Origin of the sequence: Streptomyces finlayi, assembly GCF_014216315.1 — a bacterium.
Classification (GTDB): Bacteria; Actinomycetota; Actinomycetes; order Streptomycetales; family Streptomycetaceae; genus Streptomyces; species Streptomyces finlayi_A.
This window is the reverse complement of sequence record NZ_CP045702.1, coordinates 5,474,031-5,499,751: the sequence shown is the minus strand read 5'-3', so window position 1 is coordinate 5,499,751 and position 25,721 is coordinate 5,474,031. Positions and strand designations below refer to the sequence as shown.

General features: G+C 70.9%; 23 protein-coding genes. 4 read left to right on the top strand and 19 right to left on the bottom strand.

Annotated elements, in window-relative coordinates; genetic code table 11:
* Window positions 1–25 precede the first annotated feature (25 nt).
* The 10 genes from era to F0344_RS25205 form a co-directional block, all read right to left on the bottom strand.
* Window positions 26–976, bottom strand: coding sequence for a GTPase Era (era, locus tag F0344_RS25250; protein WP_374940116.1), 951 nt, complete (start codon window positions 974–976; stop codon window positions 26–28).
* Window positions 977–1,037: 61 nt separating this feature from the next.
* Complete coding sequence (locus F0344_RS25245; protein ID WP_185300950.1) at window positions 1,038–1,982, bottom strand: WxL protein peptidoglycan domain-containing protein; 945 nt, start codon at window positions 1,980–1,982, stop codon at window positions 1,038–1,040.
* Window positions 1,983–2,049: 67 nt separating this feature from the next.
* Window positions 2,050–3,402 (bottom strand): beta-xylosidase, encoded by a 1,353-nt coding sequence (locus F0344_RS25240; protein WP_185300949.1) that lies wholly within the window; start codon window positions 3,400–3,402, stop codon window positions 2,050–2,052.
* A 248-nt stretch (window positions 3,403–3,650) separates the two neighbouring features.
* On the bottom strand, window positions 3,651–4,139 hold the full coding sequence (locus F0344_RS25235; RefSeq protein WP_185300948.1) for a hypothetical protein: 489 nt from the start codon (window positions 4,137–4,139) through the stop codon (window positions 3,651–3,653).
* A gap of 420 nt (window positions 4,140–4,559) precedes the next feature.
* On the bottom strand, window positions 4,560–4,928 hold the full coding sequence (locus tag F0344_RS25230; protein ID WP_185300947.1) for a cytidine deaminase: 369 nt from the start codon (window positions 4,926–4,928) through the stop codon (window positions 4,560–4,562).
* Window positions 4,929–4,960: 32 nt separating this feature from the next.
* Window positions 4,961–5,314, bottom strand: a complete 354-nt coding sequence (locus F0344_RS25225) for an MmcQ/YjbR family DNA-binding protein (protein WP_185300946.1) — start codon at window positions 5,312–5,314, stop codon at window positions 4,961–4,963.
* The gene (locus tag F0344_RS25220; RefSeq protein WP_185300945.1) at window positions 5,311–6,594 is read right to left on the bottom strand and encodes a hemolysin family protein; all 1,284 of its coding nucleotides are present in this window, start codon (window positions 6,592–6,594) and stop codon (window positions 5,311–5,313) included. The genes F0344_RS25225 and F0344_RS25220 overlap by 4 nt, the downstream gene beginning before the upstream one ends.
* Window positions 6,591–7,088 carry an rRNA maturation RNase YbeY gene (ybeY, locus tag F0344_RS25215; protein ID WP_185300944.1) on the bottom strand — a complete coding sequence of 166 codons (498 nt, stop codon included), beginning with the start codon at window positions 7,086–7,088 and terminating at the stop codon, window positions 6,591–6,593. The genes F0344_RS25220 and ybeY overlap by 4 nt, the downstream gene beginning before the upstream one ends.
* Before the next feature lie 12 nt (window positions 7,089–7,100).
* Window positions 7,101–9,194, bottom strand: a complete 2,094-nt coding sequence (locus tag F0344_RS25210) for a PhoH family protein (RefSeq protein ID WP_185300943.1) — start codon at window positions 9,192–9,194, stop codon at window positions 7,101–7,103.
* A 122-nt stretch (window positions 9,195–9,316) separates the two neighbouring features.
* On the bottom strand, window positions 9,317–10,420 hold the full coding sequence (locus tag F0344_RS25205; protein ID WP_185300942.1) for a carbohydrate kinase family protein: 1,104 nt from the start codon (window positions 10,418–10,420) through the stop codon (window positions 9,317–9,319).
* 328 nt (window positions 10,421–10,748) lie between these two features.
* Between F0344_RS25205 and F0344_RS25200 the strand changes: the two genes are divergently transcribed.
* A complete protein-coding gene (locus F0344_RS25200) occupies window positions 10,749–12,107 on the top strand; it encodes an MFS transporter (protein WP_185300941.1) in 1,359 nt (452 codons plus the stop codon).
* Here the strand turns inward: F0344_RS25200 and F0344_RS25195 are convergent.
* From F0344_RS25195 to F0344_RS25185, 3 genes are read right to left on the bottom strand one after another with little or no spacing between them, the layout of a single operon-like run.
* Window positions 12,071–13,063, bottom strand: coding sequence for an adenosine deaminase (locus tag F0344_RS25195; RefSeq protein ID WP_185300940.1), 993 nt, complete (start codon window positions 13,061–13,063; stop codon window positions 12,071–12,073). The two genes, F0344_RS25200 and F0344_RS25195, sit on opposite strands and share 37 nt — an antisense overlap.
* A gap of 35 nt (window positions 13,064–13,098) precedes the next feature.
* Entirely contained in the window at window positions 13,099–14,007 is a 909-nt protein-coding gene (locus tag F0344_RS25190) for a ribonuclease Z (protein WP_185300939.1), read from the bottom strand.
* Between the two features lie 17 nt (window positions 14,008–14,024).
* Window positions 14,025–14,384: a histidine triad nucleotide-binding protein gene (locus F0344_RS25185; protein ID WP_185300938.1), complete on the bottom strand. Its 360-nt coding sequence runs from the start codon at window positions 14,382–14,384 to the stop codon at window positions 14,025–14,027.
* Window positions 14,385–14,887: 503 nt separating this feature from the next.
* Between F0344_RS25185 and F0344_RS25180 the strand changes: the two genes are divergently transcribed.
* Window positions 14,888–16,246, top strand: a complete 1,359-nt coding sequence (locus F0344_RS25180) for an IS4 family transposase (protein ID WP_258050223.1) — start codon at window positions 14,888–14,890, stop codon at window positions 16,244–16,246.
* Window positions 16,247–16,262: 16 nt separating this feature from the next.
* On the opposite strand, the gene F0344_RS25175 is transcribed toward F0344_RS25180, so the two are convergent.
* From F0344_RS25175 to hrcA, 4 genes are all read right to left on the bottom strand, one after another.
* Complete coding sequence (locus F0344_RS25175; RefSeq protein WP_185300937.1) at window positions 16,263–17,009, bottom strand: 16S rRNA (uracil(1498)-N(3))-methyltransferase; 747 nt, start codon at window positions 17,007–17,009, stop codon at window positions 16,263–16,265.
* Window positions 17,006–18,079 carry a nitronate monooxygenase gene (locus F0344_RS25170; RefSeq protein WP_185300936.1) on the bottom strand — a complete coding sequence of 358 codons (1,074 nt, stop codon included), beginning with the start codon at window positions 18,077–18,079 and terminating at the stop codon, window positions 17,006–17,008. The genes F0344_RS25175 and F0344_RS25170 overlap by 4 nt, the downstream gene beginning before the upstream one ends.
* Window positions 18,080–18,221: 142 nt before the next feature.
* Entirely contained in the window at window positions 18,222–19,361 is a 1,140-nt protein-coding gene (dnaJ, locus tag F0344_RS25165; protein WP_185300935.1) for a molecular chaperone DnaJ, read from the bottom strand.
* Window positions 19,362–20,378, bottom strand: coding sequence for a heat-inducible transcriptional repressor HrcA (gene hrcA / locus F0344_RS25160; protein WP_185300934.1), 1,017 nt, complete (start codon window positions 20,376–20,378; stop codon window positions 19,362–19,364). It lies immediately after the preceding gene.
* 164 nt (window positions 20,379–20,542) lie between these two features.
* On the opposite strand from hrcA, the gene F0344_RS25155 reads away from it, so the two are divergent.
* Together F0344_RS25155 and F0344_RS25150 are read left to right on the top strand one after the other, a co-directional pair.
* Entirely contained in the window at window positions 20,543–21,265 is a 723-nt protein-coding gene (locus F0344_RS25155; protein ID WP_185300933.1) for an MBL fold metallo-hydrolase, read from the top strand.
* 25 nt (window positions 21,266–21,290) lie between these two features.
* Entirely contained in the window at window positions 21,291–22,109 is an 819-nt protein-coding gene (locus F0344_RS25150) for a DUF3097 domain-containing protein (RefSeq protein WP_185300932.1), read from the top strand.
* 167 nt (window positions 22,110–22,276) lie between these two features.
* On the opposite strand, the gene hemW is transcribed toward F0344_RS25150, so the two are convergent.
* Window positions 22,277–23,518, bottom strand: coding sequence for a radical SAM family heme chaperone HemW (hemW, locus tag F0344_RS25145; protein WP_185300931.1), 1,242 nt, complete (start codon window positions 23,516–23,518; stop codon window positions 22,277–22,279).
* 55 nt (window positions 23,519–23,573) lie between these two features.
* On the bottom strand, window positions 23,574–25,571 hold the full coding sequence (locus tag F0344_RS25140; protein ID WP_185300930.1) for an ATP-binding SpoIIE family protein phosphatase: 1,998 nt from the start codon (window positions 25,569–25,571) through the stop codon (window positions 23,574–23,576).
* Window positions 25,572–25,721: the final 150 nt, after the last annotated feature.

Below are 25,721 nucleotides of genomic sequence, written 5' to 3'. Positions count from 1 at the left end.
CACGTAGCCAGGAAGAACCCGGAACCTAGAAGCCGAGCTTGCGCAGCTGCTTCGGGTCCCGCTGCCAGTCCTTGGCAACCTTCACGTGCAGGTCCAGGAAGACCGGCGTACCGAGCAGCGCCTCGATGTGCTTGCGCGACTTCGTGCCGACTTCCTTGAGCCGCTTGCCCTGCGGGCCGATGATGATGCCCTTCTGGCTGGGCCGCTCGATGTACACGTTCGCGTGGATGTCCAGCAGCGGCCTGTCCGCCGGCCGGTCCTCGCGCGGCAGCATCTCCTCGACGACCACCGCGATCGAGTGCGGCAGCTCGTCCCGCACGCCTTCCAGCGCGGCCTCGCGGATCAGTTCCGCGACCATCACCATCTCGGGCTCGTCGGTGAGGTCACCCTCCGGGTAGAGCGGCGGACTCTCCGGGAGCAGCGGGGCGATCAGGTCGGCCAGCAGATCCACCTGGTCACCCTTGACCGCGGAGACCGGGATGATCTCGGCCCACTGGAAGCCGAGCTCCTCGCCGAGGCGGGAGACGGCCAGTAGCTGCTCGCGGAGTGTCTTGGAGTTGACCAGGTCGGTCTTCGTGATGATCGCGATCTTCGGCGTCTTCTTGATGCCCGCGAGTTCCTTGATGATGAACTTGTCGCCGGGGCCGAGCTTCTGGTCGGCGGGCAGGCAGAAGCCGATGACGTCGACCTCGGCCCAGGTGGTCCGCACGACGTCGTTCAGCCGTTCCCCGAGCAGTGTGCGCGGCTTGTGGAGGCCGGGGGTGTCGACCAGGATCAGCTGCGCGTCCTCACGGTGCACGATGCCGCGCACCGTGTGCCGGGTGGTCTGGGGGCGGTTCGAGGTGATCGCCACCTTCTGACCGACCAGAGCGTTCGTGAGGGTGGACTTGCCCGCGTTGGGGCGGCCCACGAAGCAGGCGAAGCCGGCCCGATGGGGGGCGTTGTTCTCAAGGGTACGAGCGCTCATGGCGCCCATTCTCCCCGATCGCGGCGGCTGCGGTGTACAACGGGCCGCCGCGGACCTTGCCGGGGACGCCTCAGGAGGGGTGCGGACGGCGTCGGCGTGCCCGTATCCACAGGCCCGTACCCGTTGCGACGATCACCAGCAGAACCGCTGCGAACGGCCAGGGCAGCGCGATGTACGAGACCCCCGCGGTCTCCCTGGTGTCCCGCGCGCCCGCGGTGAGCTCGATCCGGCCCCATTCCAGCTGGGGGGCGCCGGCCCAGGGTTCGGTGAGCCGGACCTTCTGGCGGGGCAGCAGTTCGGAGGGGATCTTCTTCAGATCGCGGGCGAGCAGCGTCCGGCCGAAGAGGCCCTCGGCCCTCAGGACGACCTCGGGACTGAGCGTGACGTTGCCGCGGTTGTGGAGCGTGTACGAGATGACGGCGCGGCTCGTCCCGGTGCCGGGGATCAGCGGCCGGGTGTGCTCGACCGACAGGTCTTCGACGGTGAGGGCGGGCATGGTCGGCCCGTTCACCCGCAGATAGACCCGGGCCGCGACCGCCCTCCGGACGCCGACGGCGACCGCGCCCGGCCCGCCGGGGGCGACGCGCTCGTCGAGGGCCACGATCGCACCGGGATGGTCGCCCGGCTCCGCGGCCTCGGGGACGTTGAGGGTGTACGGGACGGTGACCGAGGAGCGCGCGGGGACCGTGACCCGGTCGCGGGCCGGCTTCGCCCAGGCGCCGACTCCCCGCCTGGGCTCGTCGTGGGTGCGGACGGCGAAGCCGCCGTCGCGGGCCGTGTTGTAGGCGTCGGCGGCGTACAGCCGGAAGGTCAGGGGGCGGGCGGTCTTGTTGGTCACGGTGACCCGGTCGGTGAGCGTGGTGCCGGGACCGGTGGAGAGGTAGAAGTACGGGCGCCCCGTCCCGAAGGACGCGGGCTCGACGGACCACTCCCCGTTGTCGGCGGCCCGGGCGGTGCCCGGGGCGGCGTACAGCAGGGCGGTCGCGGCCAGGAGCAGTGCGGACAGTCTGCGCACGGTGCGGACCCCCGGGTTCGGGGCGGGCCGGACGGGTGCGCGTCCGGCCTGCCGTGGGTGACAGGTCTCAGGAGAGGGTGAGGGTCAGGACGCCGGAGTAGGCACCGGGGGCCGTGAACTCGGGTACGTCGAGGGAGAGCCCGGCGTCGACGGTGAACTCGCCGCCGGTGAAAGCGGCGTTCGGTGTGGAGGCCAGGGTCGCCCCCGCACTGCCGACAGCGCCCTCGGAGCCGGCGGCACACGTACTCGGGCTGCCGGCCTTGGTCGCGCAGGCCGGGGTCCAGCTCAGCTCCCCGGCGTCGACGGCCGCGCCGCCCGGACCGGTGAAGTCGGTGACTCTGCCGGTCAGGGACCAGCCCGCGGGTCCGCCGCGGAAGTCCTTGACCGTCACCGTGTTCAGCGCCCCGGTGGACGCGCCGCCCTTGCCGAAGTCGACTGCCGTCAGCTCGACGGTGTCGCCGACCTGGGTCATGGACAGGCTGCCGCCCTTCACCAGGGTGTCGATCCGCTGACTGAGCGGGGGCACGTCGCCGACGAGGGAGTACGCGGCAGGGCCCGCGCCCTTCGCCGGGTCCCAGCTCGTGCCCTCGAACGCGACGATGCCGATGGTCGACGGATCGGTGATCTTCGGCCGGAAGGTGAAGCCGCCACCGGCGGCCACCTTGGAGGTGATCTTGTCGGCGGTCGGCGCGGAGCCGTTCCAGCCGGCGACGGTCACCTCGGCGTCCGGGGTGAACCTGGTTCCGGTCACGGTCACCCGCTCTCCGGGCTTCCCCGAAGCCGTGCCCAGGGTGATGGCGCGTTCGTTGACCGGGCCGCCACCGCCCGTCGCGGTGATCGTCTCGGAGACCGGGGCGGGCGGGTTCTTCACTGTGCAGGGGGTGTCCAGCTCCATGAGGTAGCTGGTGTGGATGTTGTAGTCACCGGGCGACAGCCTGATCTCGCCGGGTGCGGTGACCACGAAGGTGCCGGTCATCTCGAAGGGCGGGAACTCACCCAGGCCGGGCACCGGTGCGTTCTTCTTCGGCCCCGTGACGGTGACGGAGCCGGTCTGGGCCCCGGCCAGGGTCAGCTTCCCGGTGGGCGTCATGATGTCGGCGGGCAACGGCAGGTCCACGGGGTTGCTGGCCGCCGGCTTGACGACCTTGTAGGTCACGGTGACCGTGTCACCCACCGTGGGAGTGGTGTTGTCGACGGTGATCTGCGCGGTGGTCGTGCCCTCGATCGGCGGGATGCCCGCGATCGGCGGCGGCACGCAGCGGGTGGCGAAGTCCACCGCCGCCGAGGCCCCGGCCGTCGCTCCGGCGGGGGGCGCCAGCACCCCTCCCCCGGCGACCGCGAGTGCGGTCACCCCCACGACTGCCGCCCAACGGCGCCTTCGCCCAGCGGATCTTCGGCTCGGCGGTCCCAGTTGTGCCATGGTTCGTGCCCCCTCCTGATGGTGTGGGCGCAGCGGCTCTGTGGTGCTTCTGCGCCTACGGGCGGCCATTGACGACCGACCGGCAGAAGAAGTCAAGGCACGCGAAATGTCTGAGCTGATGGTCCATCAGATACTGTCAACTTCCGCTGTCAAGCGGCAGGTCCGGTGCGCACCGGATGACAGGAACGCCGGTGGGCCGCTGCCGCCGATCGGTGCGGCGGCAGCGGCCGTGGGGCAACCAGGACCGGTCAGTTGACGACGAACGGCCCCGGAGTCTGCGAGGTGACCGCTTCGCAGGCGACCGTCGTACCGAAGATCTTGAGCGTGAGCGCGGTACCCGCGAAGTACGAGTCGAGGGTGTTACCGGGAGCGAAAGCGGTGGCGCTGGTCAGCGGCCCGCTGCGGAACGCGCTGAACGCCGGGATGGACGGGTTGCTGCTGCCCGCGAAGGTGGCCGTTGCCGGACCGCCGTTACGGGTCAGCTTGAGTGTGGTGGTCGCGGCGCCCGCCCCGATGGGCAGAGGCGTGACGACGGAGGTGCTGACGGTGATGGTGATGCTGCTGCCCGACTGCACGGCCCGGAGGTTGGCGTCGCCACCGCCGAAGCTCCCGCAGTCGTAGTCCGCCTTGGCGTCCGTCGGCGTCACCGCCGCCGCGGCAGGCGCGAGCGCCAGTCCGCTCACGGCGAGGGCGCCCGCGGCCAGGGCCGCACCGATACCGAGTCTGCTGGGTCTCATTCGGTTCCCCTTCCCTTGTCAGGGAGTTGTCGTCTGCCGCACGAAGGCGCACGGATCCGCACAGGGGGTCCCACCGGGCCCGTGGTCCGGTCTACGGCGTACGGGCACAGCGCTGCAGGGCTGCGTGGAGGGTGTGCGCGGACCGTCCGCGGGCGGGGAAGCGCGCCGCGCGGAGGGCCGGACGGCCGGAGGCGGTACGGGGCTGCGGCTCGCACCCCGGACCCGGCCGTCCGCATATCTGACGGTCCGTCGGATGAACTGCTGTTCATTGATGCGCAGCGGAGCAGCGATTACAAGGGAAAGACCCTTGATTCTTCAGGGACTTGGGAAGGTTTCGCTCCTGTCGGGAGGTCCGCCCACGCGGTCAGCCGAAGGGGCGGACGACGGAACGGCCGGACGGCCGGACGGCCGGACCAGGATTCAGCCGGCCTGGATGGTGAGCCGCACGGTCCCGTCGGGGCCTGCCAGCAGCACCGGGGTCTGCGGGCCGCCCAGGTCGCGCACCGCCGCACGGTCCTCGTCCGCCGGGGTCCCGGCCTCGGTGACCACGGCCGCAGCCTCCAGGGACTTCGCGCCGCTCGCCACGGCCATCGCGACCGCGGTCCGCAGGGCGCTGAGCTTGAGCGAGCCGAGATCGACGGTGCCCGCGACGTATGTGCGCCCTGTCTCGTCACGGACGGCGGCGCCCTCGGGCACTCCGTTGCGCGCCCGCGTGGAGCGGGCCAGCGTGATGAGCTTGCGGTCCTCGGCTGCGGGTGCGGTGCTCTGGGGGTCGGTGCTCTCGGTCATGGCCCGAGCATAAGCCAGAGCCACGACCGCGGTCAGGGGCGGTCGAGGCGGAGCCGTTCCGCCTTCGGCAGGCCCGCCACCACCAGGTCGTAGGAGTCCTCGATCAGCTCCCGGACCATTCCGTCGGGGAGGCCGGAGACCGTCACGGTGTTCCAGTGGCGCTTGTTCATGTGCCGGCCCGGAACGATCGCGTCGTGCTCCTCACGGAGCCGGATCGCGTCGTCCGGGTCGCACTTCAGGTTCACCGTCAGCGGGCGGGCGTCCAGCACACTGAGCGCGAACATCTTGCCGAGCACCTTGAAGACCGATGCCTCGGGCCCGAACGGGAATTCCTCCACGCTCGCGTTGAACTCCAGACAGAACGCCCTCAGCTCCTGCGGCGTCATACGGTCTCCGCCTCCTGCGGTTCCGCCAGCACCGTGACGATCTTGTTCCGGCGGCCCGCAGGAGACTCGGCGGTCAGCCGGAGCCTGCGGCCGTCGGGGAGGTCCACCACGGACGATGCGCCCGCGATCGGGACCCTGCCCAGCGCCTTGGCGAGGAGGCCGCCCACCGTCTCGACGTCTTCGTCGTCGTACTCGTCGAGGCCGAAGAGCTCCCCGAGGTCGCCGATGTCGAGCCTGGCCGTGACCCGGAAGCGGCCGTTCTCCAGCGGCTGCACGGGCGGCAGCTCACGGTCGTACTCGTCGGTGATCTCGCCGACGATCTCCTCCAGGATGTCCTCGATGGTGACGATGCCCGCCGTGCCGCCGTACTCGTCGATGACGACGGCGACATGGCTGCGGTCCTGCTGCATCTCGCGCAGCAGATCGCCGGCGTTCTTCGTGTCCGGCACGAACGCGGCCGGCCGCATCGCCGTGGAGACCGGATCGGCCTCCGACTCCCGGTTGACGTGCGTCTTGCGGACCAGGTCCTTCAGATACACCATGCCGACGATGTCGTCCTCGTTCTCCCCGGTCACCGGTATGCGCGAGAAGCCCGAGCGCAGCGCCAGCGTCAGTGCCTGGCGGATCGTCTTGTAACGCTCGATGCAGACCAGGTCCGTGCGCGGAACCATCACCTCGCGTGCGAGCGTGTCGCCGAGTTCGAAGACCGAGTGCACCATGCGGCGCTCGTCGTCCTCGATCAGCGACTCCTGCTCGGCCAGGTCGACCATGGCACGCAGTTCGGCCTCGCTGGCGAACGGCCCCTTGCGGAAGCCCTTGCCGGGGGTCAGCGCGTTGCCGAGAAGGATCAGCAGCTGCGGAATCGGCCCCATGATCCTGGCCAGCGGCAGCAGGACGTACGCCGCAGCCGTCGCCGTGTTCAGCGGGTGCTGGCGGCCGATGGTGCGCGGGGAGACCCCGATGGCGACGTACGAGACGAGGACCATGACGCCCATCGCCACGGCCAGCGCCTCCCAGGTCTCCGGGAATTCCTTCAGACAGGCGTACGTGACCAGCACCCCGGCCGACATCTCGCAGGCGACCCGCACCAGCAGGGCCACGTTGAGATAACGCGTCGGGTCGGCCGCGACCTGTTCCAGCTTGGCGCTGCCGCGCCGCCCGGACCGGACCGCCTCGGCGGCCCGGAAGCTCGACGTACGGGCGATGCCCGCCTCCGCACAGGCCGCGAGCCAGCCGACGACGAGCAGCAGGACGGCGCCGGAGATGAGGGGCGTGCTCACGAGACCGTGGGGGCCGGGGAGGGGCCGGTCAGCCCGCGCTCGCCGCGCCAGCCGTCCACGATCGCCGCCTGGAGGCCGAACATCTCGGCCTTCTCGTCCGGCTCCTCATGGTCGTACCCGAGGAGGTGCAGCACACCGTGGACGGTGAGGAGCTGGAGCTCCTCGTCCATGGAGTGCCCCGTCTCCGCCTCCTCGCCCTGCCGCTTGGCGACCTCCGGGCAGAGCACGATGTCACCGAGAAGCCCCTGCGGGGGCTCCTCGTCGTCCTTGATCGGCGGACGCAGTTCGTCCATCGGGAAGGACATGACATCGGTCGGGCCAGGAAGGTCCATCCACTGGATGTGGAGCTGCTCCATGGCGTCGCTGTCCACCACGATCACCGAGAGCTCGGAGAGCGCGTGGATGCGCATCCGTGCCAGTGCGTAGCGGGCGATGTCGAGGATCGCCTGCTCGTCGACCTCGGTTCCGGACTCGTTGTTGACGTCGATCGACATGGTGCGCTGTGACTACTTCCCGTTGGGGCTTTCTCGGCTGTCGTACTTCTCGTACGCGTCGACGATACGGCCGACCAGCTTGTGCCGGACGACATCCTGGGAGGTGAGCCGGGAGAAGTGGACGTCCTGGACGCCTTCCAGGATGTCCTGGACCTGCCGCAGACCGCTCTTGGTGCCGCTCGGCAGGTCGACCTGGGTGACGTCACCGGTGACGACGATCTTCGAGTCGAAGCCGAGCCGGGTCAGGAACATCTTCATCTGTTCGGCGCTGGTGTTCTGCGCCTCGTCGAGAATGATGAAGGCGTCATTGAGTGTGTTGTGGGTCAGCAGGTAGTCCTGGGTGACGTACAGCGAGTCCTCGGCCGCCACCTGGATACAGACGGACTCCTCGCGGCCTGCGGGCTCGATGCTGTCGATGAAACGCATGGGGCGGCCACCGCCCCCTGCCGCGTGATACGTATCGCGCTTACGGGCGAGACGGAACGGCTCCACGCCATCCGGAAGACGGATGTCGACGACGTGCGCGTCGTAGCGGTGGTGGACTTCGCGGCCCTTCGCGAGCCCCGGCGCCCGGCCCTCGGCCTGCCGACGGCGGGTGTAAGCGACACCACCCAGCGACTGGACCAGCGCGATGACGTCGTCCCGCAGGACGATCGACGTGGTCGTGTACTGGATGCGGCACGTGCGGTCGGTCTGGGTGACCGGTCCGCCGTCCGCGTCAAGAAGCCCCTGGAGCAGGGCCAACCGCACCTCGGCGGAGTTGTGCAAGTACACGTCCGGGATGAACTCGGAGTGCGAGCGGGTGCCCATGAGGTCGAGTGCACGCAGAGAACGGGTGACCGGGTTCTCCAAGGTGACCACGTCGCCAGGTGACTTCACGCGGTTCAGGACATGGTCCGGTCCTCCCTTGTACCGCACGACGGCCCCTGGAAGCGAGGTCTCCAGGGCCATGGCCGGCTCGGGATCGCCCGTCGCGAAGGAAGGCGTGGTGGACCCGGTCAAGGAACCGTCGCCCAGCAGCAGGCCGAGCGCGTACGGATCCATGGGGACCTCGCGCTCGGGCTGGCAGACCGGCGCGGTCAGCATCGGCAACTCGTAGCGGCGCGCATGAGCCGCACGGAGGTTGCCGATCATCTCCTTCGTCTCAAGCACCCTCCACGGTTCGTCCCTGCGCTTGTCCGACGCCGTACGGACCGTCCACAGGTGCTCACCGCAGCACAGGGTCCAGGAACCGTCCTGGGCGCTGACGCGGTAGATGTCCTTCTCGCCCTGCGGATACACACCGAGAACCGGGGTCGGCTCGCCGTTCGAGCCGATGACCAGGTCTCCGACCTGAAGGTCACCGATGGCGCGCCAGCCATCCGGCGTCAGGACGTTCGTGAAGACAGGTTGCGACCTGCCCCGCATGTACGCCAGGGGCGCCACCTCGATCGTGCCCGCCGCCATCAGCCGCGGGATCGAGTCGGGGTCGAGCATGTCGTGCAGTGCGTCGTAGAGCGGGCGCAGATACGGGTCGATCTTGTCGAAGAGCGTGCCGGGCAGGAAGCCGAGCCGCTCTCCCGCCTCGACGGCGGGCCGGGTCAGGATGATCCGGCTGACCTGCTTGGACTGGAGCGCCTGGACCGCCTTCGCCATGGCGAGATAGGTCTTGCCGGTGCCCGCGGGACCGATACCGAAGACGATCGTGTGCTTGTCGATCGCGTCGACGTACCGCTTCTGGTTGAGGGTCTTGGGGCGGATCGTGCGGCCGCGGCTGGACAGGATGTTCTGGGTGAGTACGTCGGCGGGGGTCTCGGGACCGTCCCCGTCGCCGTTCTCGCTCGCCCTGAGCATGGCGATCGAGCGTTCCACTGCGTCCTCCGTCATCGGCAGACCGGTGCGGAGCACCAGCACCATCTCGTCGAACAGTCGCTGGATCAGGAGGACGTCAGGCGCGTCCCCGACAGCGCTGATTTCATTGCCCCGGACGTGGATGTCGACTGCCGGGAATGCCGTCTCGATCACGCGCAGCAGCGAGTCGCCCGATCCCAGGAGCATCACCATGGGGTGTGCGGCCGGAATCCGGATCTGGGCACGCGCCTGCGGCTGTGTGGGTGTCTGAGTCATGGGCCGGCCCTCGGGCCTGCACATACCTCCCGTTGCAGGGTTCTCGTCTGCTCGACAACCTCTGGATCACCAAGCCTACGACTTGGCACCGACAACACCGAGGGATTTTCGCCGCCCGCGTGCTACTGCCGGAAGCCGATGGTCGGTACGGCGCGGCGCAGCGGCCAGGAGCGGGTGGCGGCCGGCAGCAGGTCCTCCAGGAAGGCGTACCGCTCAAGGGCCGCCGGGTCCTGGTCGGCGTGGGTGCGTACCTGCTGCCACCAGGCGGCGATCTCCGACCAGCCGGGGGCCGACAGTGAGCCGCCGAACTCCTGCACGGAGAGCGCGGCGGTCAGTCCGGCGAAGGCCAGGCGGTCGGCGAGCGGCCAGTCCGCCAGTGTGCCGGTGACGAAGCCCGCCACGAAGACGTCGCCCGCGCCGGTCGGGTCGAGGGCTTCCACCTCGATGGCGGGTACCTCGGCGGCGGTTCCCGTCGTCCGGTCGACCGCGTAGGCGCCGTCCGCCCCGAGGGTGACCACGGCCAGCGGCACCCGCTCGGCCAGGGCGTGGGCCGCCGCGCGCGGGCAGTCGGTCCGGGTGTAGCGCATCGCTTCCTCGGCGTTGGGGAGGAAGGCCGCGCAGTGGTCGAGACCGGTCAGCGCGTCCAGGTCCCAGCGGCCGGTCTCGTCCCAGCCGACGTCGGCGAAGATCAGGGCGCCGTTGCGTGCCGCGGTGGCGACCCAGGGCTCGCTGCGGCCGGGGGCCAGGGAGGCGATGGCGGCGCGGGCGCGTGGCGGGCAGTGCGGGAACGTCCTGCCGCGGATGGTCTGCGCCGTGGGAGCGGGGGCCTCGTGGCCGTGCGAGACCATGGTGCGTTCGCCCTCGTACGCCATGGAGACGGTGACGGGCGAGTGCCAGCCCGGCACGGTGTACGACATCGACAGGTCGATGCCCTCGCCCTGTTCGAGCGCGTCCCGGCAGTACTCCCCGTAGTGGTCGTCGCCGAACGCCGCGGCCATCGAGGTGCGCAGGCCGAGCCGGGCGAGCGCGGTGGCCATGTTGGCGACGCCGCCGGGGCTCGACCCCATACCGCGGGCCCAGGACTCCGTACCGCGCACGGGTGCGCTGTCCAGGCCGGTGAAGACGATGTCGAGGAAGACCGTGCCCGTCAGGAACACGTCGCATGCCGGGTCGTCCGGGACCCGCACTCCCACGAGCGGGTCGATGCCTGAACTGCCTGTGCTCACCGTGCGCTCCCGGTCGTGCGAGATGTGAACCGTGCGAGATCCGGCCAGTCTGCCTGATCCGCCTTCCCAGCCGGCGAGCGCACGCCGCACGAAGCGGCCTGAACTGCACAAACATGCACTGCTACCCGGACCTCACCACCATAAACTTATATGTGATCCAGATCACATCTTAGCGACTTTCGGTCGAGCTGCGCGCTTGATACAAATGGGCCCGCGAGCACCGTTGGTGACAATTACTGATGAGTGCCCCGACTTCCCCCCTTTTTTTCCCTCGCCTTACCCTCCCCTGCCTTCTTCTGCCTGCTCAGGCATGTCTTCAGGAAAGCCCATGTCCCCGCGCCCGCGCGCCGCGTGGCCCTTGGTCGCCGTGTTCACCGCCGGTTACCTCGCCGCCTATCTGCTCCCCACCATCGTCGGCAGGCTCAGCACCTGTCTGGGTCTCGGTTCGGCCCAGGCCGGTCTGGTCGGCAGTGCCCTCCTGCTGAGCTCGGCCTCCGCCGGCTTCGCGCTCGCCGGCCGCGTCGAGAGGTACGGGGCGCGGAGACCGGCGCGTACCGGGCTGCTGCTGGCCTTCGTGGGATACGGCTGCGCCGCCTCGGCCGCCTCCGTGCCCCTGGTCGTCCTGGGTGTCGTCATCGGCGGTTTCGGCTCCGGTACGGCGACCGCGGTCGCCACCTCGGGCATCGCCGCGCAGAGCGATCCGCACCGGACCTCGTCGCTGGGGCTGCTCAGCGTGTCCGCGACCGCGGGCGCTCTCTACCTGACGATCCCGCACCTCGGCGGCGGCCACCGGCTGCCGTTCGCCGCGATCGCGCTCGTCGCGCTGCTCGTCTGGCCCGCGACCTCGCGCCTCGGTGTTCCCGGACCCGCGGAGTCCGGCGTCCCGGCGTCCGGGCGGCTCCCGCACCGCCGCTCCGGTCTGGTGCTGGCGGGCGGCATGCTCGTCTGGTCCATGGCGCAGAACGCCCTGTGGGGGGTGAGCAGCCGGATCGGTGTCGTGCAGGTGGGACTCTCCGAGGTCACCATCGGCGCGGTGTTCGCCGCCGCGCTCGGGGCGGGTCTGCTCGGCGTGATGGGCGCCGGACTGCTCGGCGCACGGCTCGGCCGGGCCGTGCCGATCGGCCTCGGCACGGTGATCATCGCCGGGAGCATCGTGCTCAGCTCCTCGGCCGGGAGCCTCGGTGAGTTCGCGACCGGGGAGATCGTGTGGAACGCCTTCTACCCGGTGGTCCTGTCCTATCTGATCGGCCTGGCCGCCTCGCTCGACGTACGGGGCCGCTGGGCGGTCCTGGCGGGCTCCGCCTCGTCCGTCGGGGTGGCCTGCGGGCCCGTGCTGGGCAGCGTGCTGTCCGAGGCCGCGGGTTACGCCGTGATGGGAATGATCCTGGGGTCCGTCACCCTCCTGGTCGCGGCGCCCGTCACCGCGGTCGCCCTGCACACCGGTGGACGTCCGCTGGTGCCCGGCTCGGTCCGCCGCAGGGGTGGTGCTCCGGCCGCCCTGCTCGCCGCCACCACCGGCTCCCTCCAGGGGGCCGTGCCCAAGCTGGGCGCACCGGAACAGGCCGTCACGGAACTGGCCGTTACCGCGCTGCGCCGCAGGCGCCTGGGCAGGAACGCGTTCCGGACGGCCGGTCCGGCGGGCGGCGCCGGTCAGTCGAACGCGTACGCCTCGACCTCGGCGAGGTAACGCGCCCTGCGCTCCTCGTCGTGGTCGAGGAAGGCCGCCTCGAAGGAGTTGCGGGCCAGCGTGCGCAGATGTTCGTTGTCCAGGCCGAGTGCCTCGTGGACGGCGTGGAAGGTGTCTCCGACATATCCGCCGAAGTAGGCCGGGTCGTCGGAGTTCACCGTGCAGAGCAGTCCGGCGTCCATCATGGCCCGCAGGGGGTGCTCCTCCAGGATGTCGATGGCACGCAGCCGTACGTTGGACAGCGGGCAGAGCGTGAGCGGTACGCGGTCCGCGACCAGCCGCTTCACCAGGTCCGGGTCCTCCATGCAGCGCAGTCCGTGGTCGATACGCTCGACGCCGAGGACGTCCAGGGCCTCGTGGATGTACGCGGGCGGGCCCTCCTCGCCCGCGTGGGCGACCTTGCGCAGTCCGAGGGCGCCGGCCGCCTCGTACACCTCGCGGAACTTCGACGGCGGGTGGCCGACCTCTGCCGAGTCGAGGCCGACGGCGCTGATCCGGTGCAGATACGGCTTCGCGGCCTCCAGGGTCTCCAGCGCCGATCCGGCCGACTGATCGCGCAGGAAGCACATGATCAGCTGGGTGGAGATGCCGTGCGTCTCCTCGCTGCGGTCCAGCGCCCGGCCGAGTCCTTCGACGACGGTGCCGATCGGGACACCGCGGGCGGTGTGCGCCTGCGGGTCGAAGAAGATCTCCGCGTGCCGGACGCCCTGGGCGGCGGCGCGGGTGAGGTAGGCGTTCGCGAGGTCCTCGAAGTCCTCCTCGGTGCGCAGCACGGTCATCAGCGCGTAGTAGAGGTCGAGGAAGGTCTGGAGACCGTCGAAGAGGTAGGCGGTGCGCAGCTCCTCGGTGTCGGCGAAGGGCAGCGTCACCCCGTTGCGTCCGGCGAGCGCGAAGGCCAGCTCGGGTTCGAGGGTGCCTTCGATGTGGAGGTGGAGTTCCGCTTTGGGGAGGTGCACGTCTTCTCGCTAACGAATGGTGGTGCTGGTGTGATTCAGAGGTGCCTGGTGGGCACGGGGATACGCATCAGGTCCCGGGCGACGGTCAGTTCACCCGTGAAGCCGGCGGCTCTGGCCTGGGCCTCGAAGACGCCCGGGTCGTCGTACCGCTGGGAGAAGTGGGTCAGCACGAGGTGCCGCACGCCCGCCTCGGCTGCCGCCCGGGCTGCCTGCCCGGCGGTCAGATGGCCGTGGTCGGTGGCGAGCCGCTCGTCCTCGTCGAGGAAGGTCGACTCGATGACGAGCAGGTCGCAGCCCTCGGCGAGCGCGTACACGCCGTCGCACAGTCTGGTGTCCATGACGAAGGCGAACCGCTGTCCCCGTCTGCGCTCGGACACGGCGTCGAGCGTGACTCCGCCGAGGGAGCCCTCACGCTGGATGCGGCCGACGTCCGGTCCCCTGATGCCGTACTCGGCGAGTTTCGCGGGGAGCATGCGCCGGCCGTCGGGCTCGGTCAGCCGGTAGCCGTAGGACTCGACGGGGTGGGACAGCCGGTGACTGTCCAGGGTGTACGCGTCCGTGACGGCGAGGGGCCCGTCGGCGGCGACGGGCGCCTCGGTCAGCCGTACGGTCTCGCGGTAGGCGGTGGCGTACCGCAGCCGCTCGAAGAAGCGCTGTCCGCTCGCGGGGTAGTGCGCGGTGACGGGGTGCGGCACCCGGTCGAGGTTGATGCGCTGGATCACCCCGGCCAGTCCCAGCGAGTGGTCCCCGTGGAAGTGCGTGACGCAGATCCGGTTGATGTCGTGCGCGGCGGCTCCGGCCCGCAGCATCTGGCGCTGGGTGCCCTCGCCGGGATCGAAGAGGATGCCCTCGCCGTCCCACCGCAGCAGATAGCCGTTGTGGTTGCGGTGCCGGGTCGGGACCTGACTCGCGGTGCCGAGGACGACCAGTTCGCGTACGGACATGGGTGTGCGTCCGCCTGCTATCCGGGGGGCCACTGGAGGCCGCGGCCGCCCAGGACGTGGGCGTGCGCGTGGAACACGGTCTGTCCCGCGCCGGAACCGGTGTTGAGGACGATGCGGTACCCGGTGTCGGTGATCTTCTCGTCGGCGGCGACGAGACCGGACTCGCGCAGCACGTCGGCGGCGATCCCCGGCTCTGCGGCGGCGAGCGCGGCGGCGTCCCGGTAGTGGGCCTTCGGGATGACCAGCACGTGCGTCGGCGCCTGTGGGTTTATGTCGCGGAAGGCGACGGTGGTGTCGCTCTCGCGGACGATGGTCGCCGGGATCTCTCCCGTGACGACCTTGCAGAACAGGCAGTCGGACTGCGGCTCTCCCGCCATGGCACGGCCTCCTCGGTCGCTGATGATCGGTACGTGGGCATGCTATCCGGGACGGGGCGGCGGAACCGGTGAAGCCCGTCGCCGCACCCGACGAGACGCAGGGTCTTTCGTTTGGATCAGGCCGGATCAGGCCCCCGCGAGCCCGGCACGATCCAGACGGAAGGCCTTAGGTCCTGTCTGGAGTTCCAGCGCGGGAGAAAGAGCGGCGTCCGGTGCCGTCGAATCCAAGGCGGAGGAGGGAGCGATGGCGGAGCCCTCGCGACTGACGACAACGCCGGAGGCGGCGGTGCCGGACGCCGCGACGCCGCGGGGGAACTCCAGACAGGACCTAGCCCCAATGCCGTTCGGTTAGGGGTTCGGTCAGCGGCGCAAACTCTCGGCGTTTCGGCTGGTGATACGGGTGCAGCCCCTGTAGTGGTTCTCGGGTCCGCCAAGACTCGTGTTCCTCCACAAGGGCTGCAGTGTCTGATTCTGTCATTACGCATGCCCCCGGTGTCTTTGCCGTGGGGCACTTGGGCGAGTTGACCCAGGTTGTCCCGTTCGATCTAGTCGACGAGGCACTCGCATCCGCAGGTGGTCTGCAGCAGCGGGTTCGACGGCTGCCGTCGCGGGTGGTGGTCTACCTCCTGCTCGCAGGCGCACTGTTCACCGGGCTCGGCTGGACCGGGATCTGGTCCCGGCTGACCGCCTCACTGCCCGCGCCGCTGCCCGTGCCAGCGGGTTCATCGATCACGGCCGCGATGCGACGGGTCGGCCCCAAACCATTGAAAGCACTGTTCGACCTGGTCAAAGGCCCCGCAGCGGTGACCGCGACACAGACGACACGGTTCGCGGGCAGGCTGGTCGTCGCGATCGACGGAACCCAGCTCGCCCTGCCGGACACACCCGCGAACCTCGCGGTGTTCCCCAAGGCGAAGGCAGGACAGAACGGGCCGTCCGGATACCCGATGCTGCGCCTGGTCACGCTGGTGGCCTGCGGGACCCGAACCCTCATGGACGCCGTCTTCGGCACCGACGCGACCGGCGAGCTGACCTACGCCCGAGACCTGATCACCACCGCGGGCACGACCGGAGCACTACGGCCCGGGACGCTGCTTCTGGGTGACCGGAACTTCTCAGCCACCGCCTTCGTGCGCACGGTCGCGTCCACGGGCGCGGACTTCCTCATCCGCGCCAAGACCCACAGCACCGCGCTCAAGCTGCCGATCCTGCGTCGTCTGCCCGACGGAACGTTCCTGTCCCGCATAGGCGAAGTCACCGTCCGCGTCATCGACGCCACCATCACCCTCGCCCCCACCGACGGCGCCGACAAGCGTCCCGCCACCCACAGCACCTACCGGCTCGTCACCAGTCTGCTCGACCCCGACGAGGCACCCGCCACCGCTCTGGTCAGGCTCTACCGCGAACGCTGGGAGATCGAGACCAGCTACTGCGAGCTGAAATCGACCATCCTCGGCGGCAGAGTCCTGCGCGGCCGCTACCCGGCAGCCGTCACCCAGGAAACCTGGGCGCTTCTGGTCGCCTACCAGGCACTACGCACCGCGATGAGCGACGCCGTCCTGCACCGGCCCAACATCGACCCCGACCGCACCGCATTCACCATCGCGCTGAACACGGCACGTGACCAGATCATCCGTGCCGCCGGCATCATCCCCCACACCAGGATCGACCTCGTCGGCCGGATCGGCACCGCCATACTCAACGGCCTCCTACCCGCCCGCCGAGACCGGTCCCGGCCCCGCGTGAAGAAACGAGCGATCAGCTCCAAGTACCGCGCCGTCGGCCGCAACATCGACCACCGCACCCACAGGACCACCGTCCACATCGAGATCAACGCATTGCCAAGCCCACCGGACGGCTAACCGAACGGCATTGGACCTAGCCCCAGCGGCCCGTGCGCCCCAGGAGAAGGGCCGTCGCGGCCGTCCCGGCCGTGGAGGTGCGCAGCACGCTGTGCCCGAGCCGGTAGGGGCGTGCGCCGGCCTGTGCGAAGGCGTCGAGTTCATCCGGGGAGACACCGCCCTCCGGTCCGACGACCAGCACGATCTCCCCCTCGGCCGGCAGTGCGGCGGTGGCGAGCGCCTCGCTGTCGTGCTCCCGGTCCTCGTGCAGCACACCGGCGAAGTCGGCGGCGGCCAGCAGGGCGGCCACCTGCTTGGTCGACATCACCTCGGTGACCTCGGGGAAGCGCACCCGTCGGGACTGCTTCCCCGCCTCGCGGGCCGTACTCCGCCATTTCGCGAGCGACTTGAGACCCCGCTCGCCCTTCCACCGGGTGATGCAGCGTGCCGCCTGCCACGGCACGATCGCGTCGATGCCCGTCTCCGTCATCGTCTCGACGGCGACCTCGCCGCGGTCGCCCTTGGGCAGCGCCTGCACCACGGTGATACGGGGGCTGGGCGCCGGTTCCTCGTGCACCGTGTCCAGGCCCGTGAGCAGCAGCCGGTCCTTGCCCTCGGCGGCCCGGACGACCCCTTCCGCCCAGTGGCCCCGCCCATCGGTGAGGACGACCTCCTCGCCCGCGTGCAGCCGCTTCACGGAGACGGCGTGCCGTCCCTCGGGGCCGTCCAGGACGAAGTCGGCCCCGCCCGGGAGCTGTTCGACGACGAAGACCGGTGCCGTCACTCGGCACTCCTCACACTCAGGGCCGCGCGCGCGGCTTCCAGTTCGGCGGCGAGCAGGTCGATCAGTTCCCGGGCGGGCAGCTCGCGTGCCATCCGGTGCCCCTGGCCCGCCCACAGCGCCATGCCCTGGGCGTCACCCGCCTTGGCGGCGGCCTTGCGCAGCCCGCTCGTCATCTGGTGCACCTGGGGGTAGGCGGCCGGGGCGTAGGGGCCGTGCTCGGTCACGAAGCGGTTGACGAGACCGCGCGCGGGGCGCCCGGAGAACGCCCGGGTCATCGCCGTCCGTACGAACAGCGGGTTGGTCAGTGCCTGCTTGTGCAGCGGGTGGGCCCCTGACTCGGGGGTGGCCAGGAAGGCGGTGCCGAGCTGCGCGGCGTCCGCGCCCGCCGCGAGGACGGCGGCGATCTGGGAGCCGCGCATCACTCCGCCCGCCGCGATGAGCGGCAGCCGCACGCTCTCGCGCACCTGGGCGAGGAGGGTCAGCAGCCCGATGCCGCAATGGTCGGCCTGCGGGTCGTCGCGGTGCGTGGACTGGTGGCCGCCGGCCTCCACACCCTGGACGCAGACGGCGTCGGCGCCCGCCCGCTGCGCGGACTGCGCCTCCTCGGCGGAGGTGACCGTCACGACGGTGCGGGTGCCCGCCCGGGTGAACGCGTCGAGGGTCTCGCGGGAGGGGCAGCCGAAGGTGAAGGAGACGACCGGGACCGGGTCCTCCAGGAGGATCGCGGTCTTGGCCTCGTAGCCGTCGTCGCCGCCGCGGTCGGCCTCGCCGAGCGGAGTCTCGTACCAGAGGGCCTCACCGGCGAGCTGGTGCCGGTAGACCTCTACGGCGCTCGGGTCGGCGTGGCCGGTCTGCGGCATGAAGAGGTTGACGCCGAAGGGCCGGCCGGTCAGTCCGCGCAGCTGTTTGATCTCGTTGTACATGCCGTCCGCCGTCTTGTACCCGGCGGCGAGGAATCCGAGCCCACCGGCTTCGGCGACAGCGCCGACGAGCTGCGGGCCGGACACTCCGCCCGCCATGGGGGCCTGCACGATCGGATGCCGGCAGAGATCGGTCAACGCGGAGGACATGACCGCATCGTGCCACGTCCGGTGCACCGCGCCGAATCAGCCAGGGGGACGGGCGGAAGGTTTACCAGAACGCGCCGCACCGCCCGCCGGTACGAGACCGACGGGCGGTGCGGGGTAAGGCCAAAGCCGTCCGGCGGTCCGGTCAGCGACCGTTGAACGCGTCCTTCAAGCGGGAGAAGAGCCCCTGCTGGCCTGGCTGGAACTGCCCGGTGGGCCGCTCCTCGCCACGGAGCTGCGCGAGCTCGCGCAGGACCCGCTCCTGTTCCGCGTCCAGCTTCGACGGGGTCATGACCTCGACGTGCACGATCAGATCGCCGCGCCCGCCGCCCCGCAGATGCGTGATGCCGCGGCCGTGCAGCGGAACCGACTGGCCGGACTGCGTGCCCGGCCTGATGTCGATCTCCTCCATGCCGTCCAGCGTCTCCAGCGGCACCTGAGTGCCGAGGGCCGCCGCCGTCATGGGGATGGTGACCGTGCAGTGCAGGTCGTCACCGCGCCGCTGGAACACCGCGTGCGCCAGCTCGTGGATCTCGACGTACAGATCACCGGCCGGGCCGCCGCCGGGGCCGACTTCGCCCTCGCCCGCGAGCTGGATGCGGGTGCCGTTGTCGACGCCTGCCGGGATCTTCACCGTGAGGGTGCGCCGCGAGCGGATGCGGCCGTCTCCGGCGCACTCCGGGCAGGGGGTCGGTACGACCGTACCGAAGCCCTGGCACTGCGGGCAGGGCCGCGAGGTCATGACCTGGCCGAGGAACGACCGGGTGACCTGCGAGACCTCGCCTCGGCCGCGGCACATGTCACAGGTCTGGGCGGAGGTGCCGGGTGCGGCGCCCTCACCACTGCAGGTCGTACAGACGACCGCCGTGTCGACCTGGATGTCCTTGGTCGTGCCGAAGGCCGCCTCGGAGAGGTCGATCTCCAGCCGGATCATGGCGTCCTGGCCGCGCCGGGTCCGCGAACGGGGCCCGCGCTGGGACGCCGTACCGAAGAACGCGTCCATGATGTCGGAGAAGTTGCCGAAGCCGCCCTGTCCGAATCCGCCCGCGCCACCACCGCCGCCCGAGGCGGACAGCGGGTCGCCGCCGAGGTCGTAGACCTGCTTCTTCTGCGCGTCCGACAGCACCTCGTAAGCGGCGTTGATCTCCTTGAACCGCTCCTGGGTCTTCGGATCGGGGTTGACATCCGGGTGCAGCTCGCGGGCGAGCCTGCGGAATGCCTTCTTGATCTCGTCCTGAGATGCGTCGCGGCGCACGCCGAGTACGGCGTAGTAGTCCGTGGCCACTTACGACTCCGCCAGGATCTGTCCGACGTAACGTGCCACTGCGCGTACCGCTCCCATCGTTCCGGGGTAGTCCATGCGGGTCGGTCCGACCACGCCGAGTTTGGCGACTGCCTCGTCGCCCGAACCGTAGCCGACCGCGACCACGGACGTGGAGTTGAGGCCCTCATGGGCGTTCTCGTGACCGATACGTACGGTCATGCCCGAGTCCTTGGCCTCGCCGAGCAGCTTCAGCAGCACGACCTGCTCCTCCAACGCCTCCAGCACCGGCCGGATCATCACAGGGAAGTCGTGCCCGAAGCGGGTGAGGTTGGAGGTGCCGCCGATCATCAGCCGCTCCTCCGTCTCCTCCACCAGAGTTTCGAGAAGGATGGAGAGGACCGTGGAAACGGTTCCTCTGTCCTCGCCCTCGAAGGACTCCGGCAAGTCCTGCACCAGCTGCGGGACATCCGCGAAACGGCGTCCTACGACGCGGCTGTTGAGCCGCGCCCGGAGGTCCGCCAGAGATGTCTCACCGAACGGCACAGGGCAGTCGATCATACGCTGTTCGACCCGGCCGGTATCCGTGATCAGTACGAGCATCAGACGGGCCGGCGCGAGCAGGAGCAGTTCCACGTGCCGCACGGTCGAACGGGTCAGCGAGGGGTACTGCACGACGGCGACCTGCCGGGTCAGCTGCGCGAGCAGCCGCACGGTCCGGCCCACGACGTCGTCGAGGTCCACCGCGCCGTCGAGGAAGTTCTGGATGGCCCTGCGCTCCGGCGACGACAGGGGCTTGACGCCCGCGAGCCGGTCGACGAAGAGCCGGTAGCCCTTGTCCGTCGGGATGCGCCCCGCGCTGGTGTGGGGCTGGGCGATGAAGCCCTCGTCCTCCAGCACCGCCATGTCGTTGCGGATCGTGGCCGGGGAGACGCCGAGCTTGTGCCGCTCGGTCAGTGCCTTGGAGCCGACCGGCTCCTCGGTGCCGACGTAGTCCTGGACGATGGCGCGCAGCACTTCGAGTCTGCGTTCACTGAGCATCGCGCACACCTCCAGCTGTGGTTCTCGGTATCGGCCTGGCACTCTGTGCGTTCGAGTGCCAGCAATCCCCCCGGTCAGTGTACGGGGGCGGGGTGGTCCCGGGGCAAGGGCGACCGGCCATGCCTCCGAGAGACTGTGCAGGTCGTTGCCGATAGCGTCGTTGTATGGACGTCTCTTGGGAAGAGCTGGGCTGGGAGCGGTTGGGCAACGGTGTGGGGCGGCGACGCCTTCCCGTGTGGGACGCGACGGCCGCTCTGGTGGCGGGAGGGGACCGTGTCCTGCTCTTCGACACCGGTTCCTCGCTCCGCGAGGGCGCCGAGCTGCGCTCCCAGGCGCAGCGTCTGCTCGGGCGGAGGGTGACGCATATCGCACTGAGCCACCCGCACTTCGATCATGTTCTGGGTACGGCGGTGTTCGCCGGGGCCGAGGTGTTCGGGGCGGTCGGCGTCGCTGATCTGCTCCGGAACGAGGCGGACGGACTGCACAGCTCGGCGGTGCGTCACGGGGTGTCCGAGCACGACGCGGCGGAAGCGGTGGACGTGCTGGTCGCCCCGCAGCACGAGGTGTGCGGGGAGTGGACGCTCGACCTGGGCGGCGGGCTCCAGGTGCTCCTCGCCAATGTGGGGCCGGGTCACAGCGGTCACGACCTCGCCGTCCTGGTGCCGGGTTCCCCCGCCGTGGTGTTCTGCGGCGATCTGGTCGAGCAGTCCGGGGAGCCGCAGGCGGGCACCGACGCCATCCCCTCCCGGTGGCCGGCCGCCCTGGACCGGCTGCTGGCGCTGGGCGGCGAGGACGCGGTGTACGTGCCGGGGCACGGGGCGTTGGTGGACGCCACGTTCGTACGGACGCAACGTGATCAACTGGCGGCGCAGTTCGGCGTGTCGTGACCGTTCTCCGCCGTATCGTCGTCCGATGCGCAGCTATCAGCCGGACCTGACCCCGCCGTGGAAGAAGTCCGTTCCGGCCCCCGAGGTCCCCGCCGAGCCCGACCTGGTCGTCGAGGAGGCCGCCACCGGCTTCTGCGGGGCGGTGATCCGCTGCGAGAAGACGGCCCAGGGCCCGACGGTGACCCTGGAGGACCGCTTCGGCAGGCACCGGGTGTTCCCGATGGAGCCGCGCGGCTTCCTGCTGGAGGGCCGGGTGGTCACCCTGGTCCGCCCCACTTCCGCGGCCCCCGCCCGGACCGTGCGCACGGCATCCGGCTCGCTGGCGGTCCCGGGGGCACGTGCGCGGGTGGCGCGTGCGGGCCGGATCTATGTCGAGGGCCGCCACGACGCCGAACTGGTCGAGCGGGTCTGGGGCGACGACCTTCGCATCGAGGGCGTGGTGGTCGAGTACCTGGAGGGCATCGACGACCTCCCCGCGATCGTCAGCGACTTCTCCCCGGGCCCGGACGCCCGCCTGGGCGTGCTGGTCGACCACCTGGTCCCGGGCTCGAAGGAGTCCCGCATCGCCGCCCTGGTCTCGGACGGCGACGTGCTGGTGGTGGGCCACCCGTACATCGACGTCTGGGAGGCGGTGAAACCGTCCTCGGTGGGCATCCCCTCCTGGCCGAGGGTCCCGCACGGCCAGGACTGGAAGACGGGCGTGTGCCGCGCCCTGGCCTGGCCGGAGAACACGGGTGCGGCGTGGCAGCGCATCCTGTCGGCGGTGCGCTCGTACCGCGACCTGGAGCCTGAACTGCTGGGCCGGGTGGAAGAACTGATCGACTTCGTCACGGCCCCGGAGTAGGGCGGCCCTCGCCGGCGGACCGCTGTCCTCGATCGCCGGACGGGCTTGATTTCCCACCGGCCCCGGCCACCCCCAGCCCGCCCGGCGCTTGAGGTCAGGCATTCAGCCCGCCCGGCGCTTGAGGACCGGGGCCCGGGGGCGGCGCCCCGGTACGCGCCGCCGCAGGCTCAGTCCACCAGGTCCCGGACCACCGCGTCGGCCAGCAACCGACCCCGCAACGTGAGCACCGCCCGACCGTCCGCGAACGCCTCCGCCTCCAGCAGTCCGTCCCCCACCGCACGCCCCGCCGCCGCCAGCCCCGCCGGCGCCAGCAGCGACAACGGGCAGCCGTCCACCAGCCGCAGCTCCAGCAGAATCCGTTCCACCCTCCGGTCCTCCGCGGACAGGACCTCGCGCCCCGCCCCCGGCGACCGGCCCTCGGCCAGGGCCTGCGCATAGGCTCCCGGGTGCTTCACGTTCCACCAGCGCACCCCGCCCACATGGCTGTGCGCGCCGGGCCCGGCGCCCCACCAGTCGGCCCCACGCCAGTACAGCTCGTTGTGCAGGCACCGGCCCTCCGGTGTCCGGGACCAGTTCGACACCTCGTACCAGGAGAAGCCCGCCGCTGCCATCGCCTCGTCCGCGATCAGATAGCGGTCCGCGTGCGCGTCGTCGTCGGTCATCGGGATCTCCCCGCGCCGGATGCGCCGCGCGAGCTGTGTGCCCTCCTCCACGATCAGCGCGTACGCCGACACATGGTCGGGCCCGGCACCGATCGCCGCGTCCAGCGTGGTGCGCCAGTCGTCGTCGGACTCCCCGGGCGTGCCGTAGATCAGGTCGAGGTTGACGTGCTCGAAGCCCGCCTCCCGCGCCTCGGCGACGCATGCCTCGGGCCGGCCCGGCGTATGCGTCCGGTCGAGGATCTTCAGGACGTGCTGCTTCGCGCTCTGCATCCCGAAGGAGACCCGGTTGAAGCCGCCTTCCCGCAGCGCCGCCAGGTACGCCGGATCGACGGACTCCGGATTCGCCTCGGTCGTCACCTCCGCGTCGTCCGCGAGCCCGAACTCGTCGCGGACGGCCCCCAGCATCCGTACGAGATCGGCAGCGGGCAGCAGCGTGGGCGTACCGCCCCCGACGAAGACCGTACGGACCGGCCGCGGGTCGTCGCCGAGCACCTTGCGGGCCTGGCGGACCTCCTCGATCAGATGGGCCGCGTAGTTGTCCCGTGAAGCCAGCGCACCGCCGGAGCCACGCAGCTCGGGGGCGGTGTAGGTGTTGAAGTCGCAGTACCCGCAGCGCGTCGCGCAGTACGGGACGTGCAGGTAGAAGCCGAGCGGCCGGTCGGCGGCGCCGTCCAGGGCGTGGCTGGGCAGCGCCCCGTCGTCGGGCACGGGCTCACCATCGGGCAGTACGGAAGGCATACCGTCCATTGTCACTCGCCGCCGGGCATGCCCCGCCCACCCGTGTCCCAGCCGGCTGTCCCGGTCAGCCGTCCCGGTCGACCTTGAGCACCAGAAGCGCGAGATCGTCGTCGGGCGGCTGTTCGGCGAAGTCGTGGACGGCCCGTTTGATCCGGTCCGCGATCCCCCCGCAGGACAGCCCCACGCAGCCCGCCAGGGTCCGCGCCAGCCCGTCCCCGTCGTCGAACATGGCCGGTCCGGACCGCCGCTCCGTGACCCCGTCGGTGACGCAGAGCAGGCTCTCGCCCGGCGCCAGGTCGAAGCTCTGGCTCTCGTACGCGACGTCCTCGACGACCCCCAGCAGCACCTGCGGCTCCGCGGCGGGCCGTACGGAACCGTCCTCGCTCAGCAGCAGCGGCAGCGGGTGGCCCGCGCTGGCGACGGTGCAGCGCACCCCGCCGCCGGGGAGCGGCACCACCTCCCCGTACAGGAGGGAGAGGAACCGGGACTGCGAGCCGTCCAGGATCTGCTGGCCGCCCGCGGCGGCGACCATCAGCGCCGCGGCCTCGGCCGCTTCCATCGCGTCGTCGAGGAGCAGCCGGTTGAGGCGGTCCAGGACCTCGCCGACGCCGAAGCCCTCACGGGCCAGGAGCCGTAGCCAGGGCCGCGCGAGGCCGGTGACGACGGCGGCCTCGGGGCCGCTGCCCTGGACGTCCCCGAGGACGAAGCACCAGCGGTCGCCGGGGCACGCGAAGATGTCGTAGAAGTCACCGCCCACGACGCCGTCGTCACCCGGTTCGTATACCAGCGCGCTGGTGACCCCGGGGATCTCCGCGACCTTGCTGGGCAGCAGTCCGCGCTGGAGGATGCGGCTGATGGTGGCCTGCCGCGTGTAGGCGCGGGCGGCGCCGACGGCGAGGCCGACCCGCCGTACGAAGTCCTCGATCAGGGAGGCCACGGCGTCGGGCACCCGGGGCACGCCCTCCCGGCCGACGAGCACGGTGCCGAGCGTACGGCCGCCCGCGGTGATGCGGTACGCGAGCGCGGCCCCGTCGCGGCCCCCGGGCAGCGGCCCCGCGCCGTCCTCCCGTGTCCGCGTCCCCGCCCACGGGGCCCCCGCCTCGCCCTCAGGGACCCCCGGTGCGCCCTCGGGGGCTTGCCCCGGCCACGGCACGGGCACCGGGCCCGTACCGACGCTCCCGGGCAGCCTCAGCGGTTCCTTCTCCAGTACCGAACGCAGGTGTTCGGTCCCGTTCTCGTCGCTGTGCCAGACGCGGGCCAGCCGTGGGTCCGCCGCGGGCCCCGGGCCCTCGCTCGCCAGCCAGATCGCGCACCAGTCGGCGAGCCTGGGCACGAGCAGCTGACCCGCTATGGCCGCCACCAGGTCCTCGTCGAGCTGGCCCGCCAGCAGGTCGGATGCCTCGGCGAGGAAGGAGAGTGCGGCCCTGCTGTCCCAGTCCGCGTCGTCGCGTTCGACACGCCGGGACGCGGGGGCGAGGATCTCCGCGGCGCGCAGTCCGTGCTGGACCGACACCTCCTCCGAAGGGCCGGCCGATCCGCTCCAGTCGTCGACGCCGAGGCGGGCCCAGACGGTCTTGAGACCGGTGCGGTAGGTGATGCCCCAGGACTCGGCGAGGGTGGCGACGAGGTGTAAGCCGCGGCCGTACTCCGCGGGGTCCGGCGAGGGCGCCCGCCCGGCCCCGGGCCCGTCTCCCCGTATGGCGCGGGCGGGGTGGTGGTCGGTGACTTCCATCACCAGGGCCGCCGTTTCGCTCTCGGACGCCTCTTCCAGGCGCAGGAGCAGTTCGACCGTCGTCCCGGCGTGCACGACCGCGTTGGTGACCAGCTCGTTGGCCACGCTCACCGCGTCGTCGGCGAGCCGGTCGCTGAACCCCACGGCGGCGGGCACACCGAGCCCCGTCCAGTCGGCGAGGGCGGCACGGACGAACCCACGCGCCGCTGAGGGCGTGAGGGCGATTCCGGGCAGGCTCGTACGAACCACCGGAAGCGGACCGTCGTGGTGGCCCGCGACGGTGGTGGCGGGACGCTGAACAATGTCCCGCTGCAGGGGAATTGGCCCCACGGGGCGGCTCCTACCGGGTCTCACGAGATGCGGCCGACGACACACGACAGAGTGACAGACCGGCCGCGCGCATAAGCACCGAGTTACCGAAGTGGGAGAAGAACCGGCTACGGAAGAACGGGAGATGGCCTCCGGGGAACGCGAAGGGGC

Bases quoted from the DNA above. Each gene is read 5' to 3' on its own strand.
- era (WP_374940116.1), bottom strand. From the start codon at position 976: ATGGGCGCCATGAGCGCTCGTACCCTTGAGAACAACGCCCCCCATCGG.
- F0344_RS25240 (WP_185300949.1), bottom strand. From the start codon at position 3,402: ATGGCACAACTGGGACCGCCGAGCCGAAGATCCGCTGGGCGAAGGCGC.
- F0344_RS25235 (WP_185300948.1), bottom strand. From the start codon at position 4,139: ATGAGACCCAGCAGACTCGGTATCGGTGCGGCCCTGGCCGCGGGCGCC.
- F0344_RS25230 (WP_185300947.1), bottom strand. From the start codon at position 4,928: ATGACCGAGAGCACCGACCCCCAGAGCACCGCACCCGCAGCCGAGGAC.
- F0344_RS25225 (WP_185300946.1), bottom strand. From the start codon at position 5,314: ATGACGCCGCAGGAGCTGAGGGCGTTCTGTCTGGAGTTCAACGCGAGC.
- ybeY (WP_185300944.1), bottom strand. From the start codon at position 7,088: ATGTCGATCGACGTCAACAACGAGTCCGGAACCGAGGTCGACGAGCAG.
- F0344_RS25210 (WP_185300943.1), bottom strand. From the start codon at position 9,194: ATGACTCAGACACCCACACAGCCGCAGGCGCGTGCCCAGATCCGGATT.
- F0344_RS25200 (WP_185300941.1), top strand. From the start codon at position 10,749: ATGTCCCCGCGCCCGCGCGCCGCGTGGCCCTTGGTCGCCGTGTTCACC.
- F0344_RS25190 (WP_185300939.1), bottom strand. From the start codon at position 14,007: ATGTCCGTACGCGAACTGGTCGTCCTCGGCACCGCGAGTCAGGTCCCG.
- F0344_RS25185 (WP_185300938.1), bottom strand. From the start codon at position 14,384: ATGGCGGGAGAGCCGCAGTCCGACTGCCTGTTCTGCAAGGTCGTCACG.
- F0344_RS25170 (WP_185300936.1), bottom strand. From the start codon at position 18,079: ATGTCCTCCGCGTTGACCGATCTCTGCCGGCATCCGATCGTGCAGGCC.
- hrcA (WP_185300934.1), bottom strand. From the start codon at position 20,378: ATGCTCAGTGAACGCAGACTCGAAGTGCTGCGCGCCATCGTCCAGGAC.
- F0344_RS25155 (WP_185300933.1), top strand. From the start codon at position 20,543: ATGGACGTCTCTTGGGAAGAGCTGGGCTGGGAGCGGTTGGGCAACGGT.
- F0344_RS25150 (WP_185300932.1), top strand. From the start codon at position 21,291: ATGCGCAGCTATCAGCCGGACCTGACCCCGCCGTGGAAGAAGTCCGTT.
- hemW (WP_185300931.1), bottom strand. From the start codon at position 23,518: ATGGACGGTATGCCTTCCGTACTGCCCGATGGTGAGCCCGTGCCCGAC.